General features: G+C 30.5%; 19 protein-coding genes. 13 read left to right on the top strand and 6 right to left on the bottom strand.

Annotated elements, in window-relative coordinates:
* Window position 1 precedes the first annotated feature (1 nt).
* Genes SJY17_RS12750 through SJY17_RS12760 form a run of 3 tightly spaced genes read right to left on the bottom strand, consistent with a single transcriptional unit; the run spans window position 2 to window position 3,872 of the window.
* Window positions 2–1,072 (bottom strand): acyltransferase, encoded by a 1,071-nt coding sequence (locus tag SJY17_RS12750; protein WP_397362943.1) that lies wholly within the window; start codon window positions 1,070–1,072, stop codon window positions 2–4.
* Window positions 1,073–1,074: 2 nt separating this feature from the next.
* Window positions 1,075–2,709 carry a phosphoethanolamine transferase gene (locus tag SJY17_RS12755; RefSeq protein WP_397362944.1) on the bottom strand — a complete coding sequence of 545 codons (1,635 nt, stop codon included), beginning with the start codon at window positions 2,707–2,709 and terminating at the stop codon, window positions 1,075–1,077.
* The gene (locus tag SJY17_RS12760; protein ID WP_397362945.1) at window positions 2,709–3,872 is read right to left on the bottom strand and encodes a class I SAM-dependent RNA methyltransferase; all 1,164 of its coding nucleotides are present in this window, start codon (window positions 3,870–3,872) and stop codon (window positions 2,709–2,711) included. Before SJY17_RS12760 ends, SJY17_RS12755 begins: the two co-directional genes overlap by 1 nt.
* Window positions 3,873–4,041: 169 nt before the next feature.
* Here SJY17_RS12760 and SJY17_RS12765 point away from each other — a divergent pair, with 169 nt between their 5' ends.
* From SJY17_RS12765 to SJY17_RS12790, 6 genes are all read left to right on the top strand, one after another.
* The gene (locus SJY17_RS12765; protein WP_397362946.1) at window positions 4,042–4,773 is read left to right on the top strand and encodes a class I SAM-dependent methyltransferase; all 732 of its coding nucleotides are present in this window, start codon (window positions 4,042–4,044) and stop codon (window positions 4,771–4,773) included.
* A gap of 10 nt (window positions 4,774–4,783) precedes the next feature.
* A complete protein-coding gene (locus SJY17_RS12770; protein ID WP_397362947.1) occupies window positions 4,784–5,455 on the top strand; it encodes a ZIP family metal transporter in 672 nt (223 codons plus the stop codon).
* Window positions 5,456–5,460: 5 nt separating this feature from the next.
* A complete protein-coding gene (locus SJY17_RS12775) occupies window positions 5,461–5,889 on the top strand; it encodes a DUF4268 domain-containing protein (protein ID WP_397362948.1) in 429 nt (142 codons plus the stop codon).
* Window positions 5,890–5,900: 11 nt separating this feature from the next.
* Window positions 5,901–6,392, top strand: coding sequence for a hypothetical protein (locus SJY17_RS12780; protein WP_397362949.1), 492 nt, complete (start codon window positions 5,901–5,903; stop codon window positions 6,390–6,392).
* A gap of 329 nt (window positions 6,393–6,721) precedes the next feature.
* Window positions 6,722–7,339: a DUF4304 domain-containing protein gene (locus SJY17_RS12785; RefSeq protein ID WP_397362950.1), complete on the top strand. Its 618-nt coding sequence runs from the start codon at window positions 6,722–6,724 to the stop codon at window positions 7,337–7,339.
* A 215-nt stretch (window positions 7,340–7,554) separates the two neighbouring features.
* Window positions 7,555–8,247, top strand: a complete 693-nt coding sequence (locus tag SJY17_RS12790; RefSeq protein WP_397362951.1) for a DUF6438 domain-containing protein — start codon at window positions 7,555–7,557, stop codon at window positions 8,245–8,247.
* An 89-nt stretch (window positions 8,248–8,336) separates the two neighbouring features.
* On the opposite strand, the gene SJY17_RS12795 is transcribed toward SJY17_RS12790, so the two are convergent.
* Entirely contained in the window at window positions 8,337–8,963 is a 627-nt protein-coding gene (locus tag SJY17_RS12795; RefSeq protein ID WP_397362952.1) for a hemolysin III family protein, read from the bottom strand.
* 9 nt (window positions 8,964–8,972) lie between these two features.
* Window positions 8,973–9,647: a DUF4294 domain-containing protein gene (locus SJY17_RS12800; protein WP_397362953.1), complete on the bottom strand. Its 675-nt coding sequence runs from the start codon at window positions 9,645–9,647 to the stop codon at window positions 8,973–8,975.
* 120 nt (window positions 9,648–9,767) lie between these two features.
* On the opposite strand from SJY17_RS12800, the gene SJY17_RS12805 reads away from it, so the two are divergent.
* The 3 genes from SJY17_RS12805 (at window position 9,768) to SJY17_RS12815 (ending at window position 12,648) form a co-directional block, all read left to right on the top strand.
* Entirely contained in the window at window positions 9,768–10,856 is a 1,089-nt protein-coding gene (locus tag SJY17_RS12805; RefSeq protein WP_397362954.1) for a M42 family metallopeptidase, read from the top strand.
* Between the two features lie 75 nt (window positions 10,857–10,931).
* Window positions 10,932–12,098 (top strand): aminotransferase class V-fold PLP-dependent enzyme, encoded by a 1,167-nt coding sequence (locus SJY17_RS12810; protein ID WP_397362955.1) that lies wholly within the window; start codon window positions 10,932–10,934, stop codon window positions 12,096–12,098.
* A gap of 1 nt (window position 12,099) precedes the next feature.
* On the top strand, window positions 12,100–12,648 hold the full coding sequence (locus tag SJY17_RS12815; RefSeq protein ID WP_397362956.1) for an NUDIX domain-containing protein: 549 nt from the start codon (window positions 12,100–12,102) through the stop codon (window positions 12,646–12,648).
* A 3-nt stretch (window positions 12,649–12,651) separates the two neighbouring features.
* On the opposite strand, the gene SJY17_RS12820 is transcribed toward SJY17_RS12815, so the two are convergent.
* The gene (locus SJY17_RS12820) at window positions 12,652–14,106 is read right to left on the bottom strand and encodes a T9SS type A sorting domain-containing protein (protein WP_397362957.1); all 1,455 of its coding nucleotides are present in this window, start codon (window positions 14,104–14,106) and stop codon (window positions 12,652–12,654) included.
* Window positions 14,107–14,198: 92 nt separating this feature from the next.
* Between SJY17_RS12820 and SJY17_RS12825 the strand changes: the two genes are divergently transcribed.
* The 4 genes from SJY17_RS12825 to SJY17_RS12840 all read left to right on the top strand — a co-directional run bounded on the left by SJY17_RS12825 (window position 14,199) and on the right by SJY17_RS12840 (window position 18,559).
* A complete protein-coding gene (locus SJY17_RS12825) occupies window positions 14,199–14,876 on the top strand; it encodes a PrsW family intramembrane metalloprotease (RefSeq protein ID WP_397362958.1) in 678 nt (225 codons plus the stop codon).
* Window positions 14,877–14,933: 57 nt separating this feature from the next.
* Window positions 14,934–15,419: an acetyl-CoA carboxylase biotin carboxyl carrier protein subunit gene (locus SJY17_RS12830; protein WP_397362959.1), complete on the top strand. Its 486-nt coding sequence runs from the start codon at window positions 14,934–14,936 to the stop codon at window positions 15,417–15,419.
* Window positions 15,420–15,510: 91 nt separating this feature from the next.
* Entirely contained in the window at window positions 15,511–16,950 is a 1,440-nt protein-coding gene (accC, locus tag SJY17_RS12835; RefSeq protein ID WP_397362960.1) for an acetyl-CoA carboxylase biotin carboxylase subunit, read from the top strand.
* Between the two features lie 67 nt (window positions 16,951–17,017).
* Window positions 17,018–18,559 (top strand): acyl-CoA carboxylase subunit beta, encoded by a 1,542-nt coding sequence (locus tag SJY17_RS12840; RefSeq protein ID WP_397362961.1) that lies wholly within the window; start codon window positions 17,018–17,020, stop codon window positions 18,557–18,559.
* The last annotated feature ends 8 nt before the right edge of the window (window positions 18,560–18,567 follow it).

Below are 18,567 nucleotides of genomic sequence, written 5' to 3' on the forward strand. Positions count from 1 at the left end.
CTTAATTTCTTTTTGGCAATAAGCGAGACATTATAAACTGTTCAACCACTCTTACCATTAAAGCTACTATATAAACCAAAATTAAGTGTGCAACTACTAATAGATAAGGATACCATTGAGACTCTGACTTAGCTAGTAAATGAAACCATGGTGCTCTTAACAATCCATTTACAGCAAATAAGTACATGGATAATTGTCCAGTAAATAATAAAAAGTTCTTTAATTTTAGATTATTAACGTAACGTTTTGACCAAACATATAATGGTATAATAATCATTACAATTGATGCTTGAGAAACATACCAAAAATAGTTGTTTAATTGTCCTATTATAAAAACTAACACAAATAACAACCATACTAAAACTGGTGTTTTTGCAAAGTTAAATTTCCTTTTTGCAAAAATCATTCCTAGAACAAATACAGGTAAATTACCCATAAAATTAAGATACAGACTTATTTTTATACTTTCAAAATATGCGCCTGAAATAAAAATAACTACATAACTTAAAATTAAAATTAACCAAAGACGTTTGGTATTGTTTTTAGTCCATTGTACTATTAAATAAAATAATATATACAACTGTACTATCATAGAATAAAACCAAAATGGACCACTTAACACATACCATTTTTCTGGTATCCAATTAGATATTAAACCTAGTGTAATTAATATATTATTAATTGCTTCGCTATTAAAAGGAATCCTTAAAACAATGTATTTAAAAACAACAACCATTAACACAGCAATTATAAATACTGGATAAATTTTAATTAGTCGTTTTTTAATAAAGCTAAAAAAAGATATTACTTTATCACTATAGGATAACATCAATCCATAACCGCTTAAAAAAATAAAGAACTGCACACCATAGTGTCCAAAATAAGAAAAGATGTATTGCAAAAAGTGTTGAGGATTAGTTACAAAACTTGAACAATAATTTGTAAACGTATTAGTATCAAAATAAAACTCATTCTCTCCAAAAACTGGTTTTACTCTGTGCATAAAATTATGCAAAACAATTGCCAGAATACTTAACCCTTTTAATATTAATGTATCTTTTTTAGAAAGCATGATTATTTATCTAATAGTTTAACTCTTTTATCATAATCTTCTCCTTCTTTAATCAATCTTTGTTTTCTAATAAATGTATTACTAAAAATACTTTTAGTGCTATCCAACTCTTTAAATCTAATATTTGCTAAGTCAGAAAAACTGTATATAAAATCCTCTAAATTATAGGCTCTGTTTTTATAAGACGAAAAAGTTTTAAAATACGTATTGCTTTGTTTATAAGCACCAGAAAACCAAGCTATAAAAGGTATTTCATACATTGGTCGTGTTGCCCAATACTCATTATGTCCTACTAAATCCATCGTATCATACAACTCATCTCCATGATCAGAAAAATATAACACAAAACTATTGGTTTGTTGTGATTTAACACGATCTATAACTTCTCTAACTACAGAATCGTTATACCTTACAGCATTATCATATTCGTTAATTAATTGTAATGCTTTTTCATGTTTAAACTTTGCGTTAGGTTTATCTGTTTTAAAATAATTAAATTTTTCTGGATAGCGTTTAACAAAACGACCATGCGTACCAATTAAATGCATGAAAATAATTTTCTTTTTTGGAGCCTTTTTAAGAACAGTGTCTAAAACTGGTAACAAAGATTCGTCATATATTACTTCATCGGAGTTTTCTGTTGCTACAAAATATTTTTCTTTAGCTGCATTTGCTATTATTGAAGATATTCTTTCGTGTAAACCAACTGGACGTTGATTAGATATCCAATAGGTATCATAACCAGCTGCATTTGCTAACTGAACTATTGATGTATTGTTTTTTTTGTTAGGCGAATTAAAGTCTGATAACGTTAATATTTTATCTAACGATATTATAGTGTGTACATGAGGAGAAATTACACTATCAAAAATAATTAATTGATCTTTAATTTCTGTTAGTTTTGGATTTGTAGGTCTATCATAACCATATAATTGCATGTGCCAATTTGAGGTTGACTCTCCAATAATTACAATATGTGTTTCTGGTGTATCATCAGATTTTTCAACAGTTACAAAAGATGATAAAGGCTTTGCTAAATCTGTCTTTAAATCTTTAATTAATGAGCTATACTCTGAATAACTTTGATAACTAGTGATTATTAAATTTTCAGAATTAAATCGTTTATAAATAAGAAAACTAGAAACAATAAAAAAGACTAATGCAATCAGCTTTAATAACTTAAATTGGCCAGAAATCTTAATGTGTTTTAAAATATAAATCACCAATAATGGTATTATAATAACTATTAAAATTCCAGAAATTGTTACAAAACTATCAAAATAATTGGCTAAAAAATCTGCGCTTTCTGTTGTGTCAGTTTCAAATATTACAAATAATGCTGATGCACTTAATTTGACATTGTAGTTATGGTAAAAACTAAGTTTTATAAATAATAAAACAGATAATACAATAACAGATATAAGGCATAAAAACTGCCTGTTTTTAGTTTTAGAAAACAATACTGTAACACTAAAAAAGAGTAAGGTTAAAAAGCCAAAACCAATAACCTCTTTAAAATAATTAAGTGTATTTGGTATTTTAAACAATCCTAAAATAACCAATATAAAAAACGGAATACTAACAACAAGTGCTAATCTAAAAAGCGATTTAATATTTGTTGCTAAGCTATTTTCCATTAGTCATTATTCATATACTTTCCTTTTTTACTTCCAGCATAGATTTCGTACTTGACTAAACGCGATTCTAATTTTGCGTTTTTTAAATGAATTTTTCTAGAAGGTCTTAAACCAACATGCTTTAAAGCTTCCAGGTTTGAGGTAATAAACCAAGCATCTGTATTTGGATAATTTTGCTTTAAGGTATCTCCAATATTTTTATAAAAACTTTCCATTTCAATATCCAAACGCTCTCCATAAGGTGGATTAAATACCATATGCAATTTAGCCTCTCCTCCTCTTTGGGTTTTAAAAAAGTCTTCGTGTTGGATGTTTATAAAATCGTCTAAATGTGCATTTGCAATGTTTTCTTTAGCTTTTGTTACAGCACTTGGCGACTTATCGTATCCTATTATTTTATGATGAAAATCTCGTGTTTTACTTAATAAAGAGGCTTCAATTTTTTCAAATAACTCCACGTCCCAATCGTTCCAACGCTCAAAAGCAAATTCTTTACGCATTAAATTTGGCGGAATGTTACACGCTATCATTGCTGCTTCAGCCAAAATAGTACCACTACCACACATTGGATCTATTAGGTCAGACTGACCATCCCAACCAGATAACATAATTATTCCTGCTGCTAAAACTTCGTTAATTGGTGCAATATTGGTTGCTAATTTATAACCACGTTTGTGTAAAGAATCTCCAGAAGAATCTAAAGAAATATTACAACGTTCTCTGTCTATATGTACATTAATTTTAACATCTGGAAACTTTAAATCCACATTAGGACGCTCTCCAGTTTCATTTCTAAATTTATCGACTATTGCATCTTTTGTTTTTTGTGCGATGTATAAAGAATGTGTAAATACTGTTGAGTTAACTGTTGCATCTATTGCTAGGCTTCCAGTTTCTTTTAAGTACTTTGTCCAATCCATTTTATACACTTGATCGTATAAATCTTGTTCGGTTTTTATTCTAAAGCTATGGATAGGTTTTAAAATTTTAGTTGCAGTACGTAAGCCCATATTGGCTTTGTACATAAACCCTTTATCTCCAGAAAAAGAAACGTTACGCACACCTGCTTTTACATACATTGCACCTAATTGTTTTAACTCTTTTGCTAGCAATTCTTCAAAACCAAATAAGGTTTTGGCAACCATATTGAAATTTTCTTCCATTCTTTTCGTCTAATACCTTGCAAAAATACTCTATTTTTGTCGGAAATATAACCATTATCGATAATTGGGTTAAGGATGGAGCAATTTGTTTGAGCTCCTCGAAGAGAGCGAGTTGCGAGAGCCTGTTAAACTGGAGCTTAAGCGGAAGTTTAAACCCCAAAAAAATAATATGACTAAAGACACAAAAAAATGGTACGCGTCATGGTTTGATAGCCCATTTTACCACATACTTTACAAAGACAGAGACCATACTGAGGCTGAACGTTTTATGTATAATTTGACGGAATATTTAAACATACCAGAGCAAGGAAAAATATTAGATTTGGCTTGTGGTAAAGGTCGTCATGCCATCTATTTAAACCAGATTGGTTATAATGTTGTTGGTGCAGATTTGTCTGAAAACAGCATTAATCATGCTAAGCAATTTGAAAATGAGACCTTGCATTTTAAAGTGCATAATATGTGTAAACCTTTTGGCGAAACCTTTGATGCTGTATTTAATTTATTTACTAGTTTTGGGTACTTTGATAACGAAGCAGATAACTTAGCAACCATCAACGCAATTAAATCTAATTTAAACGATTCTGGTTTTGGTGTTATTGATTTTATGAATACCGAGTTTATTATTGAAAATCTAGTCCCTGAAAATGTAAAAACGGTTGATGGTATAGATTTTTTACAAAAAAGACGTGTAGACAACGGTTATATTATTAAAGATATTAGTTTTACTTTTGAAGACGAAAACTACAACTATCAAGAGCGTGTTAAAGCCTTTAGTTTAACAGATTTTGAGGCGTTGTTTGCGCAAGCTGGAGTCTATTTATTAGATGTTTTTGGAGATTACAAACTTAGTACGTTTCATAAAAAAACGTCTGAACGTTTAATTATGATTTTTAAGTAATTTATTACAGATGCAAAACTTTTTATTACCTATCATAGCAGTTGTTTTAGGGTTTTTAATTGTCTTAATTTTTAAGCCTAAACATAATCGCAACTTAAAATTACTACTGGCTTTTAGTGGTGCTTTTTTATTGTCCATAACGGTTTTTCACTTTTTACCAGAAGTATATCACAGCCATGACAAGTCTATTGGTTTGTTTATAATGATTGGTATTTTATTACAAATTATACTGGAGTTTTTCTCTAAAGGTGCAGAACATGGTCATGTGCATCTGGATAAAAGCAGTGCGGAATTTCCTTGGTTATTATTTATTAGTTTAAGTATCCATAGTGTTTTAGAAGGTATACCAATTGAGGCACACGATCATTTAATTTATGGGATAATTATCCATAAATTACCTGTTGCCATTATTTTGTCTACGTTTTTCTTGGCTTCTAATTTAAGTAGACAAAAAAGCATTTTATTTTTATTGCTATTTGCTTTAATGACACCTTTAGGTGTGTTATTATCCACACAATTTCAGTTTTTTGAAACCTATTATTACCAAATCTCTGCTTTAGTTATTGGTATATTTTTACATATTAGTACCACAATTTTATTTGAAAGCAGCGAAGGTCATAAGTTTAATTTAGCAAAGCTAAGCACTATTGTACTTGGTATTGTGGTTGCATATTTGATATAGTTTTAATGTTTAGCAAAGAAGAATCCAGACAAATAAAACAGCTATTTTGGACCAGTTTTGGAAAATCTTTTCCAAGAAAATGGGTCTTATATAATACCAAACTAAAAGGCTTTAGTTTTAAATTTTACTTTGACAACAAAAAAGCTATGGTGACTTTGGATGTTGAGGACGATTTAGAATACCGTATTAAATACTGGGAAAAACTGACTGCTTTAAAATCTATCCTTTTAGACGACTATCTTCCAGAAGCTATTTACGAAGAAGAATATATCCTTGATAACGGAAAAGAAATATCTAGGATTTACGTGCTTTTACCACAAAAAGTATCCATCCACAACAAAAACTCTTGGCAAGAAGTTATGGTGTTTTTTAATACACATATGAGTCTTTTTGAAGCCTTTTTTGAGGAATATAAAGAGGTTATTGAGGGTTAATAAATATTATAATGGAGCAACCTAACAAAATAAGGCTATTTGCATTAATAAAACTACCGATTATTATTGTTGCTTTTTTTGTAATGCGTGATGACTACTATGATATAGTCTTATATTTTAAAGAATTTGATGTAATGCAAAATTTCTCAAATCTTGTTTCTCTCATTTTTACAACACAAATTGTTAGATGGTCTGCAATTATGCTGATACCTTTAATAGGTGTTTTTATAAATAAAAAGGTTGGTTGGCTTTTTATACTTTCCTTTTATTATTTATGGATAATATATTTTATATATTTTTTATTTGTAGCCTATAAAGCACAAGGTAAAATATTGTCATTAGGAGTAATTATTGTTTCTCTATTTTTTGTAGCAATACTAAATAGTTACGAAAATAGTAGCGCTACTTATAAAATTAAAAAAGAGGAACAAATTAAATTAAATATTGCAGCCTTTTTAATTGCTGCAATAGAAGTTGCATTAATTACATCTTTAAATTTTTAATTATCCTTATTTTGTTATTTCAACTTCGATTCTAATTGTTTTCTACTTTTTATCTATTTGGTTTTTAACCTGTAAGCCTAGTAAAGCTGTTTAAAAATACGTACTTCTACGTATTTTTTTATTCTGTTTTATATTGTAAGTTTGTTATTACAAATAGTAACCAAAGGTTGCTATATCCTGACTTAATAGTAGGATAACAACTACTTTAGTTGCTATATAACTAGTTGTAACCAATTTGAAAAACAAGAATGTTCGGAATATTTAAGAAGAAAAATACAATCAAATTTCTGTACTCGGATTTAAAGCCAAATGACCGAATTAGGAAAATATTGACTGAATTCATCCTTCCCGAATTAGAACCTTTAGGATTTAAACTACTCAAGTCTGAATTGACTTTTAAACGTGATATTGGAGATTTTCAGCATACCATTTACTTCCAAAAAACTAAATGGAATAGCGGAAATGTTGTTTGTCAATTTAAACCTCACTTTGGAATTTACTCAAATGCACTAAAAAAGTATTACGCCAAAAATGGAACTAAAATCTCTGAAAACCCATTAATCCATAATAGACAAGCAGAATATTTGGAATGTTGGAATCACGAACTTTATGAAAACAGTTGGTATGATTTAGTGAATTATGACAATAATAAAGTTGTAGAAATATTAAAAAACAACTTACTGAATTGCGGAATGGAATTCTTTAAACACTCTGAATCTGAAATTGGAATTGTCGATTACATTATGAGTCTGAATTCATATTATTATCTGACACCAACTTTATTTGATATTTGCAAAATGTATGACAAAAAAGAAAAAGCAAATGAACTTTTAAAGTGGTTTAGGAATTTTCAGAAAAATCCTGAAAAGAAATTTAGCGAAGATATTTTGGAATCTGTAACTGAACGAGAAAACGAATTAAAAAACTGGTTACAACACCGTGTATAATTAATTGCTTTGGCAAGTGCTTATTTGGAAAATTCCTTCGGAATTTTCTCGCGTTCGTTTTTGTTTACTAAATTAGTTGCTGAAACACGCAACTAACCATACACAAGACCGTTGTATGTAATATGATAAAACACCTCGTAACAATATTCATTTTTCTATTTCTAAATTCAATATTTGGACAAGATTCTCTGAACGGAATTTGGATTGGCGAAAATTTGGAATACTTATCTGTAAATGACACTTTAGTTTCTGTAGAATTTCGAACTTTTAAGGACAAATTTCGATACCAAATAAAAAACAATCAACTGATTTTTAAAAATATTTACGAAGTTTCGAGCGGAACTAGAGATAGTATTTATTTTGTTGCTGATTCTACATTATACTATTTTGATTATAAACTAGTCAATAAAGATTCTTTACAACTCAATCTAAACAAAGTTATTGGAAGAAATTTATCCAGTCCTGAAAAACATTACAATTACAGTCGAAAATCATCACTCAAAAAGAATAATATTAATTTTCAATCTGTTTTCTTTAGAGGCACAACTTGTTATGGCAGTTGTCCGAAAATGAAAATTGAAATAGATTCTTTAGGTAACGCAAAACTTAAAGGAGAAAAATACACAGAACCATTTACTGGTAATTATATAGGCAAGCTGACATCAAAGCAACTTGAATCGCTTATCGAAATTCTAAACAGAAGTGAGCTTGACAGATTTCCAGAAAAATTACCTTTCCTTATAGATGCACCATCTTTTAAATTTATATTTAGGTACAATAATAAAGAAAGAAAAAGTCGAGGTTCAATAGTTAGATATTTTAATAGAGAGATACTTAACTATCTATTGAGTATTTATAAAGAAATAGACTGGAAAAAAGTTGATTATGAAATTGAATTTAACGAATAATAACTATTGCCAACACTATATAAAATTCATTACTAATTCTAGCCTACTTACAAAAATATTTTCGGATTTGTATTAGCAAATTTTAGTACTTAAACCACAAAAAACAAAATCATAAAAAAGTGGCAAATCGCACCAGCTAGTACAAACAAATGCCAAATGACGTGGTTATATGGTATTTTCTCAATAGCATAAAACACAATACCAACAGTATAGGATAATCCTCCAGCCATAAGTAATAGGATTCCGTTTGGTTCCATAAGGTTTGATAAAGTAGTAAAATCAAATACTATTAGCCAACCCATTACCAAATATAATAGTGTAGAAAAGATATTTAAACGTCCTGTAAAAAACAGTTTTAAAACCACACCAAAAGCAGCAATTGCCCAAACCACATAAAATAGTGTCCAACCTAAGCTTTGCTCTAATGTAATTAATAAAACTGGTGTGTATGTTCCTGCAATAAGCAGGTAAATACTAACATGATCTACTATTCTAAAATAGTGTTTCTTTTTTTCGTCAGTAATAATATGATATAGCGTCGAGGCAGTAAATAAGATAATTATGGATAGTCCATAAACAATAACACTAAATAAGCTATACTCTGTTTTTTTTGCTTCAAAAACAATTAATAATACCAAAGCCACAATCCCAAACAAAGCACCTAAACCATGTGTTAAAGCATTTAGTTTTTCTTCAAAAGGGGTTTGTTTACGCATTATAAGTTATTATTTTTTTGAAGCTGCCCATTTATTGGTCAACTTTAAATATTCAAAATCTAAAGGAGACTTGACTAATTTTAATTGTCCGTTTTGCCAAGCTCTAATTAAAATGTCTTCAATTAAGTAATCTTCTTCTACGTTTTTTGGGTCATACTGACGTTTTAAAGAGATATTAAACAAGCTTGCTGTACTATTGTACCAAAAGGCTCGCCAACCATTACGTAATTCTTTTATTAAGTTAAACGCAGTTTTTCCGGTTTGTCTGTGGATTAGTTTTACTAGTATTTGACCTTCAGTCTTTGTTAGTTTTTTTAATTCTTCAGAAAACTGTTCTTCTATATATTTTTGTACTTTTTTAGCATATTTTTTTTTGTGTCGCTTCTTTTTTAATGTCTTTAATTTTGTGTTTAAAGCATTTAAACGGTCTGCTGCTAGTTTTGCATAAGGATACACCTTAATGGTTTTTCGTCTTAAAATTAAATAACGTCTTCGGTCTTCTTTATTTTTAAATTTAAGTTTATCAAGCAGCATAATTTCATCTAAATAAATAGACGTATGTGGTATGGAGTCGCCTTCAATAATAATATACTCGATTTTTGTCGAGTCTTGAACCACTTCGTTTTCTTCCTGAGCAAAAAGCACTAGTGGAAAACATAAAAAAAGAAAAATAATATACTTCATAGTTATATCTCTGCCAAAACTATTCCAAAGCAGAATTTATAACGCAAAATTAATAATTAACGTCTTGCTAACTATTAAATAAGTGTGAATATTCTTATTTTAGTAAAAAATTTAATTCAAATGGCTAAAAAAAGCATACTTAATAAAAAGTCAATGGACTTTTTAGAAAAATATTTAAATAATGCAGCTCCAACAGGTTATGAATGGGAAGGGCAAAAAATATGGATGGACTACTTAAAACCTTATGTAGACGAGTTTATTACAGACACATATGGTACTGCTGTTGGTGTTATTAATCCAAAAGCAAAGTATAAAGTGGTTATTGAAGGTCATGCAGACGAAATCTCTTGGTACGTCAATTACATTAGCGATAATGGATTGATTTATGTGATCAGAAATGGAGGAAGCGACCACCAAATTGCACCAAGTAAAGTTGTAAACATCCATACTAAAAAAGGTATTGTAAAAGGTGTTTTTGGTTGGCCAGCAATACATACTAGAAATAGAGCAAATGAAAAAGCGCCTAAACCAGATAATATTTTTATAGATACAGGTTGTGCTACTAAAGAAGAAGTAGAAGCTTTAGGTGTACACGTTGGTTGTGTAATTACGTATCCAGATGAATTCCATATCCTAAATGGTGACAAATTTGTATGTCGTGCTTTAGATAACAGAATGGGTGGATTTATGATTGCAGAAGTTGCACGATTACTTAAAGAAAACAAGAAAAAGCTACCGTTTGGTTTATATATTACCAATTCTGTACAAGAAGAAATTGGTTTACGTGGTGCAGAAATGATTACTCATACCATCCAACCAAACGTAGCTATAGTAACAGACGTTACGCATGATACAACAACACCAATGATCGAACAGAAAAAAGCTGGTCATTTAGAAATTGGAAAAGGACCTGTTGTTGCCTACGCTCCTGCTGTGCAACAAAAACTGCGCGATTTAATTACAGATACTGCTGAAGCTAAAAAGATACCGTTTCAACGTTCTGCACTATCCAGAGCTACAGGAACAGATACTGATGCTTTTGCATATAGTAATGGTGGTGTTGCTTCTGCATTAATCTCTTTACCATTACGTTACATGCATACTACTGTAGAGATGGTTCATAGAGACGATGTAGAAAATGTAATTAAAATGATTTACGAAACGTTACTTAATATTAAAGATGGAGAAACGTTTAGTTATTTTGAATAATTGCTAAGCAACATTTGGCATAAAACAAATACTAATTAAGCCTCTTTTTTAGAGGCTTTTTTTAATTAAATAAATATGGAGTTACAACATCAAAAACACTTATTTGACATTCCTTATGACATTACCTATTTAAATATAGCTGCTCAATCACCTTCTTTTAAAACTATGCATAACGCAGGTTTAGAAGGATTAATGCAAAAAAAACGTCCATATTTAATAACGACTTCAGATTATTTTGAGCCTGTAAAAGAGCTTAAATCCTTATTTGCAAAACTTATTGAAGTTGACGATTACAATCGTATCGCATTAATACCTTCTGTTTCCTACGGAATTGCTACTGTTGCAAATAATATTACATTAAAGTCAACTGATGAAATTTTGGTTATTGAAGAGCAGTTTCCGAGTAATTACTATTCTTGGAAAAAATTAGCTGATAAATATAATGCAACTTTAAAAATTGTAAAAGCTCCTACTTCATCTAAAAATAAAAGCGAGCAATTAAATGCAGCTATTATTGAAGCTATAAATAACAATACTGCCCTAATAGCAATGGGAAATATCCATTGGTCAAATGGTACATTATTTAACCTAAAAGCCATTAGACAAAAAACAAAACAGCATGATGCTTTATTAATTATTGACGGAAGTCAGTCTATTGGTGCTTTACCTTTTTCTGTTAAAGAAATTAAACCAGATGCAGTAATTTGTGCTGGTTATAAATGGTTATTTGGTCCTTATGGATGTGCTTATGCCTATTTTGGAGACTATTTTGATAACGGAAACCCAATTGAAGAAAACTGGAAAAACCGTTATAATTCTGAAAACATGTCTGGATTAACAGCTTATCAAGATAATTATAAACCTTTAGCTAACAGATATAATGCTGGTGAAAGCTCTAGTTTTATTCATGTAAAGATGCAAATAGAAGGGTTAAAACAAGTGTTAAAATGGACTCCAAAAGCCATTCAAGATTATTGTAAAACTATTACTACGGAAGCAGTAAAAGACTTGGAAGCTTTAGGGTTTCAAATCGAACATCCAAATCATAGAACACATCATCTTTTCGGAATTAAATTACCAGAAGGCGTAAATACCAAAACAATTAAAGAAGCACTAGCTAAGCAGCATGTTTATGTTTCGTTTAGAGGCAATTTTATAAGATTATCTTGTCATGTATTTAATACTGCAACGGATTTTAAAACATTAACAAATTGTTTATCAAAATTAATTCAAAACACATAAAATGGATGAGTTAATTGACATTGTTACTAATAAAGGACTTCCAACTGGACAATCTGCATTAAAATCAGAAATACACAAAAAAGGACATTACCACAATACTGTACATATCTGGTTTTATAATTCTAATGGAAATATATTATTACAACAACGTGCTGCTACAAAAGCAATTTGTCCACTACTTTGGGATGTTAGTGTTGCAGGACATATTGATGCTGGCGAAACATTAACTTCTGGAGCTGTTAGAGAAATTAATGAAGAAATTGGATTAACTATCCAAGAATCTGATTTAGAAAAAATTGGTGTTTTTGAATGTTTTCAAAAGTATCCAAATGGAATTATTGATAACGAATTCCATCATACTTTTATAGCTAAACTAAAGGTCCCAATAATAAAATTAACACCTCAAAAAGAAGAAGTTGAAGCTTTAAAACTAGTGTCAATTTTTGACTTTAAAACCCTTTTAGATAATAGTGATAACAACAATCATTTTGTAGCTAGTAATTATAACTATTATTTAAAAATAATTTCAGCAATACAACATAAAGTATAACTTTTATTTTATTATTTTAAAAATCTGATTATCAGATATTTTAACAAAATAAACACCTTGCTTACACCCTGAAAAATCTATAGGATTATTTTGGCTTATCTGACCTTGATTTATTTGCTTACCCAACATGTCATACATAACAAAATCTAACAATTTTGTTGTGTTTAAAAATAACTTATTTACAACAGGATTTGGGTAAACACTTAAAGCAGTGTTTTTAAACGAAATCGTTGATAGCGAGTTGATATGCAAATTAGCAATATAACTATCCACAGATACTCCATCTTCTGCTCCACTCCAATCACTACCAAATAATAATCGTGTTCCACTTGGACTTATTGTTACATGTGGTTCTCCCCAATAATCAATATCGTCTTCATCACTTCTATGATGAGCAACACGATAGACATCTGCATCAAACTCATTAACTTTAGCAATAAATAACTCTTGATCTAAAATCTGAACACCATCTTGCTGAAAGCCTAAACTAGACACTGCAACCCAACCACCTTCTGTATTATTATGCGCTAAAGCTGACATGTGCGTTCCGGATTTTGGATAAGCATAATCACTTACTGGTGTTACAGAAAAACAGTTTCCTGTAGTTGCATTATGCGCTACTAAAGTCCCTTGACATCCTCCACTTGGACCTTGTTCAAAACTAATGGCAAAATAAGCATCGTCTCCATTACTTAATTTTCCTAAGCAAGCATGCTCTGTTCCATTAACATTTAAAGCTCTAACAAAATCACCATTTGTATCATAAACATTACCATTATGGAAAAATAAATTTCCGCTAGGAAAAGGCATTGGAGCTGTATAATTAAGATTAGCTATATTAAACTGCGTTAATGTTGCTGTAGAAATTCGGTAATAAAAGGCACTTGTATTTCCGCATCTAAAAGAAAACACATCACTATCCCAAGACATCATTTGTATATCATTTCCTCCAGACATTCCGTTACCTGAAGCACAACCACTAACAGTTCTAAGGTTAACTATTGCTGTATTAACTTGTGTTTGTACATTATAACTGTATAAGTTATCATTATTATTATCCATATAAAACAACACATCTGGATCTGTAAACGACCAAAACACAGCTTCTAAATCATCTGGATTAATATCTGTAAGGTTTCTAATAAATGTATAATCTTGACCATTTAATAATTGATGATTTCCTCCTCCATACACAATCATTAAACTTTCATCTGCATTCCAAGCTTGAATAGTATTATACATTGGCACAATAAAATTTCCTGCTGTAGCATTAGATATTCTAGTAATAGTTGTATTTGGAAACGAAGGATTTGTAACTGTTCCTAAATAAGCAGGCTTTGATAAGGCTTGCATTGGATGTTGTACTAAATCATTAGCAATATAACCTTGCGATAAGTCTTGAGAAAACACAAAATGAGTTATCAATAATGCAAAAATAAATAGTATTGGTTGTTTCATATTTTAATTAAGCAACTGTTCGTAGGTATATACGGACAAAAGTATAATATTAGATGACTAGAGTATTGATTTTTTATTATTAATTTCGTTTTATGAATCTAATTGCACTAGCATTAGCTCCTGTAGCTATAATTATCATTTACATTTACTATAAAGATAAATACGAAAAAGAGCCTAAACGGTTATTATTAATTTCGTTTTTACTTGGTGCAATTGTTAGTATAATTATTACTACCATACTATATTCTTTTTTTGATTTATATATACCACTTCAGGATAAATTAAGCGTTTGGGAACAATTTAAACAAGCCTTTTTTGTAGTTGGTTTCTCAGAAGAATTAAGTAAATATTTAATTGTTTTATTGTTTGCTCAGCAACATAAAGAATTTAACGAACCCTTTGATGGTATTGTCTATGCAGTAATGGTATCAATGGGCTTTGCAGCAACAGAAAACATTATGTACGTTACACAAAGTGGAGCTGCAACAGGTGTAGTTAGAGCTTTTACAGCCATTCCTGCTCATGCAACCTTTGGAATATTAATGGGTTATTTTATGGGTAAAGCAAAGTTTGCACCTAATAAACTATATCTTAATTTACTAGGCTTGTTTTTTGCTATTCTCTTTCATGGTGCTTATGATTTTTTCTTATTTATAGAGTTTATTCCTGGTATTTGGATTGGTGCATTTATTTCGCTTGGAATAGGGCTTTTCTTATCAAAAAAAGCCATAAAATTCCATCAAGAGCGATCCGTTTTTAAAACTAAATAAAATCTTTTCTACAACGTTATAGTTGTGTATCTTTATAGCTCAAAAGTTAATAAACAAATGAGCCAAAAATTTAATGTAAAAGTTAACAATTCTAATACATTTGAAATAGATTCAGATATGGTTAAAAACCTTGATACTATCGAAACTAAACAGAATTCATTTCATCTTTTAGACAACAATAAACCTTATAATATTGAAATTACTGAACGTCATTTTAATAAAAAAACGTACAACGTAAAAGTTAATAACAACAACTATTCTATAAAAATTGAAGACGATTTAGATGCTTTAATAAAATCTATGGGATTTGAAGTTGGTGCTGCAAAAAAAGTAGATTACATCAAAGCTCCAATGCCAGGATTAATACTAGATATCATGGTAAAAGTAGGAGATGAAGTGCAAGAAGACACACCATTATTAATTCTTGAAGCTATGAAAATGGAGAATAGTATTTTATCTCCTAGAGAAGGCACAATAAAGTCTGTTTCTGGAATAAAAGGAAACACTGTAGATAAAGGTGAATTGTTAATAGAATTTGAGTAAGATGAAACACCAATTTATTTGCTTTTGTACCAAAAATAAAAAGGCATTTAGGTGTTACATGTGACAATAATTAAACATTATAGAACAACACATGAAAAAAATATTAGTCGCCAATCGTGGCGAAATAGCAATAAGAGTTATGAGTACTGCCCAGAAAATGGGAATAAAAACCGTAGCAGTCTACTCTACTGCAGACAGACATGCACCACATGTAAAGTTTGCTGATGAAGCTGTTTTAATTGGTGAAGCTCCTTCTAATCAATCTTATTTATTAGGCGATAAAATTATTGAAGTAGCAAAATCTTTAAATGTTGATGGGATTCATCCTGGATATGGTTTTTTAAGTGAAAATGCTGATTTTGCAGAGTTATGCGAAAAAAACAATATCACTTTTATTGGTCCAAAATCGCATGCTATTAGGATTATGGGAAGTAAATTAGCTGCTAAAGACGCTGTTAAAGAGTATAACATCCCAATGGTACCTGGAACAGATCAAGCTATTACAGATATTCCTGAAGCTAAAAAAATAGCCAAAGAAATTGGATTTCCTATTTTAATAAAAGCGTCTGCTGGAGGTGGTGGAAAAGGAATGCGTATTGTTGAAAAAGAATCCGAATTTGAGTCTCAAATGGATCGTGCTATTAGTGAAGCAGTTAATGCATTTGGTGATGGTTCTGTTTTTATAGAAAAATATATTGGTTCTCCTCGTCATATCGAAATTCAAGTCATGGCAGATGCACATGGTAATGTTATTCATCTTTTTGAACGCGAATGTAGTATACAACGTCGTCATCAAAAAGTAGTTGAAGAAGCACCTAGTGTAGTTTTAACTCCTGAATTAAGGGAAGAAATGGGACAAGCAGCCATTAAAGTTGCAAAAGCTTGTAATTATTTAGGTGCTGGAACAGTTGAGTTTTTGTTAGACGAAAACAAAAATTTCTATTTCTTAGAAATGAATACAAGATTGCAAGTAGAACATCCAGTGTCAGAAATTATTGCTGGTGTTGACTTAGTAGAATTACAAATACAAGTCGCACGAGGTGAGGTTTTACCTATTAAACAATCTGATTTAAAAATTAATGGTCATGCGTTAGAATTACGTGTCTATGCAGAAGATCCTTTAAACGATTTTTTACCAAGCGTAGGACATTTAGACGTATACAAATTACCTGAAGGAAAAGGTATTAGAGTGGATAATGGTTTTGAACAAGGTATGGACATTCCAATCTATTACGATCCTATGTTAGCTAAATTAATTACTTATGGTAAAACACGTGATGAAGCCATACAATTAATGATTAAAGCTATTGCAGATTATCAAGTTAAAGGGATTCAGACAACGTTACCTTTTGGGACATTTGTCTGTAATCATGAGGCTTTTAAATCTGGTAATTTTGATACACATTTTGTTAAAAAATATTATTCACCAGAAGCATTAAAACAAGAGGCAGATCATGAAGCTAAAATAGCTGCTTTAATGGCTGTAAAACAGTATTTGGAAGATCAAAAACTACTTAGACTACCAAATTAGTATTTAATGTTCAGTTTTAAGTAAAACAAATCAACAACAATCAAATCAACGAAAGACATTTAGCTAAATGGAATCCAAAATAAAAACTTTAAACGAAAAACTAGCGCAAGCCAAATTAGGTGGTGGACAAGCTAGAATAGATAAACAACACGCTAAGAAAAAACTAACAGCAAGAGAGCGTGTTAATTACTTAATGGACGAAGGGTCATTTGAAGAAATTGGTGCATTAGTTGTACACAGAACTGTAGATTTTGGAATGCAAGATCAATTATTTTATGGTGATGGTGTTATTACTGGTTATGGTACTATTGATGGTCGGTTAGTCTATGTATTTGCACAAGACTTTACCGTTTTTGGTGGTGCTTTATCAGAAACACATGCCGAAAAGATTTGTAAAATCATGGATTTAGCACTTAAAATTGGTGCACCTTTAATTGGTTTAAACGATTCTGGAGGAGCACGTATCCAAGAAGGTGTACGTTCTTTAGGTGGTTATGCAGATATTTTTCACAGAAATGTAAAAGCATCTGGAGTTATCCCTCAGCTATCTGCTATTATGGGACCATGTGCTGGTGGAGCTGTTTACAGTCCTGCAATGACCGATTTTACCATGATGGTTGAAGATACTAGCTACATGTTTGTTACTGGACCTAATGTTGTTAAAACAGTAACAAACGAAGAAGTGACTAGTGAAGAATTAGGTGGAGCAAGTACACACTCTACAAAATCTGGTGTTGCACATGTTACCTCTTCCAATGATGTAGAATGCCTGGAAGATGTCAAACGTTTATTAAGCTATTTACCACAAAGTAATCTAGAAAAACCTAAAGATTTACCATACACTTTAGGTGAAGAAGTTAGAGATGAATTAGCGTCCATAATTCCAGATAATGCCAATAAACCTTATGATATGCATACGGTTATTAAAGGACTTATTGATAATGACAGTTTTTTTGAAATCCATAAAGATTTTGCCGAAAATATCATTGTAGGTTTTGCAAGAATTGGAGGTAAAAGTATTGGTGTTGTTGCCAACCAGCCTTTATTTTTAGCAGGAGTTTTAGATGTTAATAGCTCTCGTAAAGCAGCACGTTTCACACGTTTTTGTGATGCATTTAATATTCCGTTATTAGTATTAGTGGACGTTCCAGGGTTTTTACCAGGAACAGATCAAGAATGGAACGGAATTATAGTGCATGGAGCCAAATTACTATACGCATTAAGCGAAGCGACTGTACCAAAAGTAACCGTTATTACTCGTAAAGCCTATGGTGGAGCCTATGATGTAATGAATTCTAAACACATTGGAGCAGACTTAAATTACGCTTGGCCAAGTGCAGAAATTGCAGTAATGGGAGCAAAAGGTGCAAGTGAAATTATTTTTAGAAAAGAAATTAAAGCAGCTGATAATCCTGAAGAAAAACTATTAGAAAAGGAAGCTGAATATGCTGAGTTGTTTGCAAATCCATATAAAGCTGCAGAACGTGGTTTTATAGATGAAGTGATTCTTCCAGAAAACACAAGACGTAAATTAATAAAAGCGTTTACTATGTTAGAAGACAAAGAAGAAGTCTTACCAAATAGAAAACATGGTAATATTCCGTTATAAAATATAAT

Origin of the sequence: Olleya sp. R77988 (assembly GCF_044594215.1) — a bacterium.
Taxonomy (GTDB): domain Bacteria; phylum Bacteroidota; class Bacteroidia; order Flavobacteriales; family Flavobacteriaceae; genus Olleya.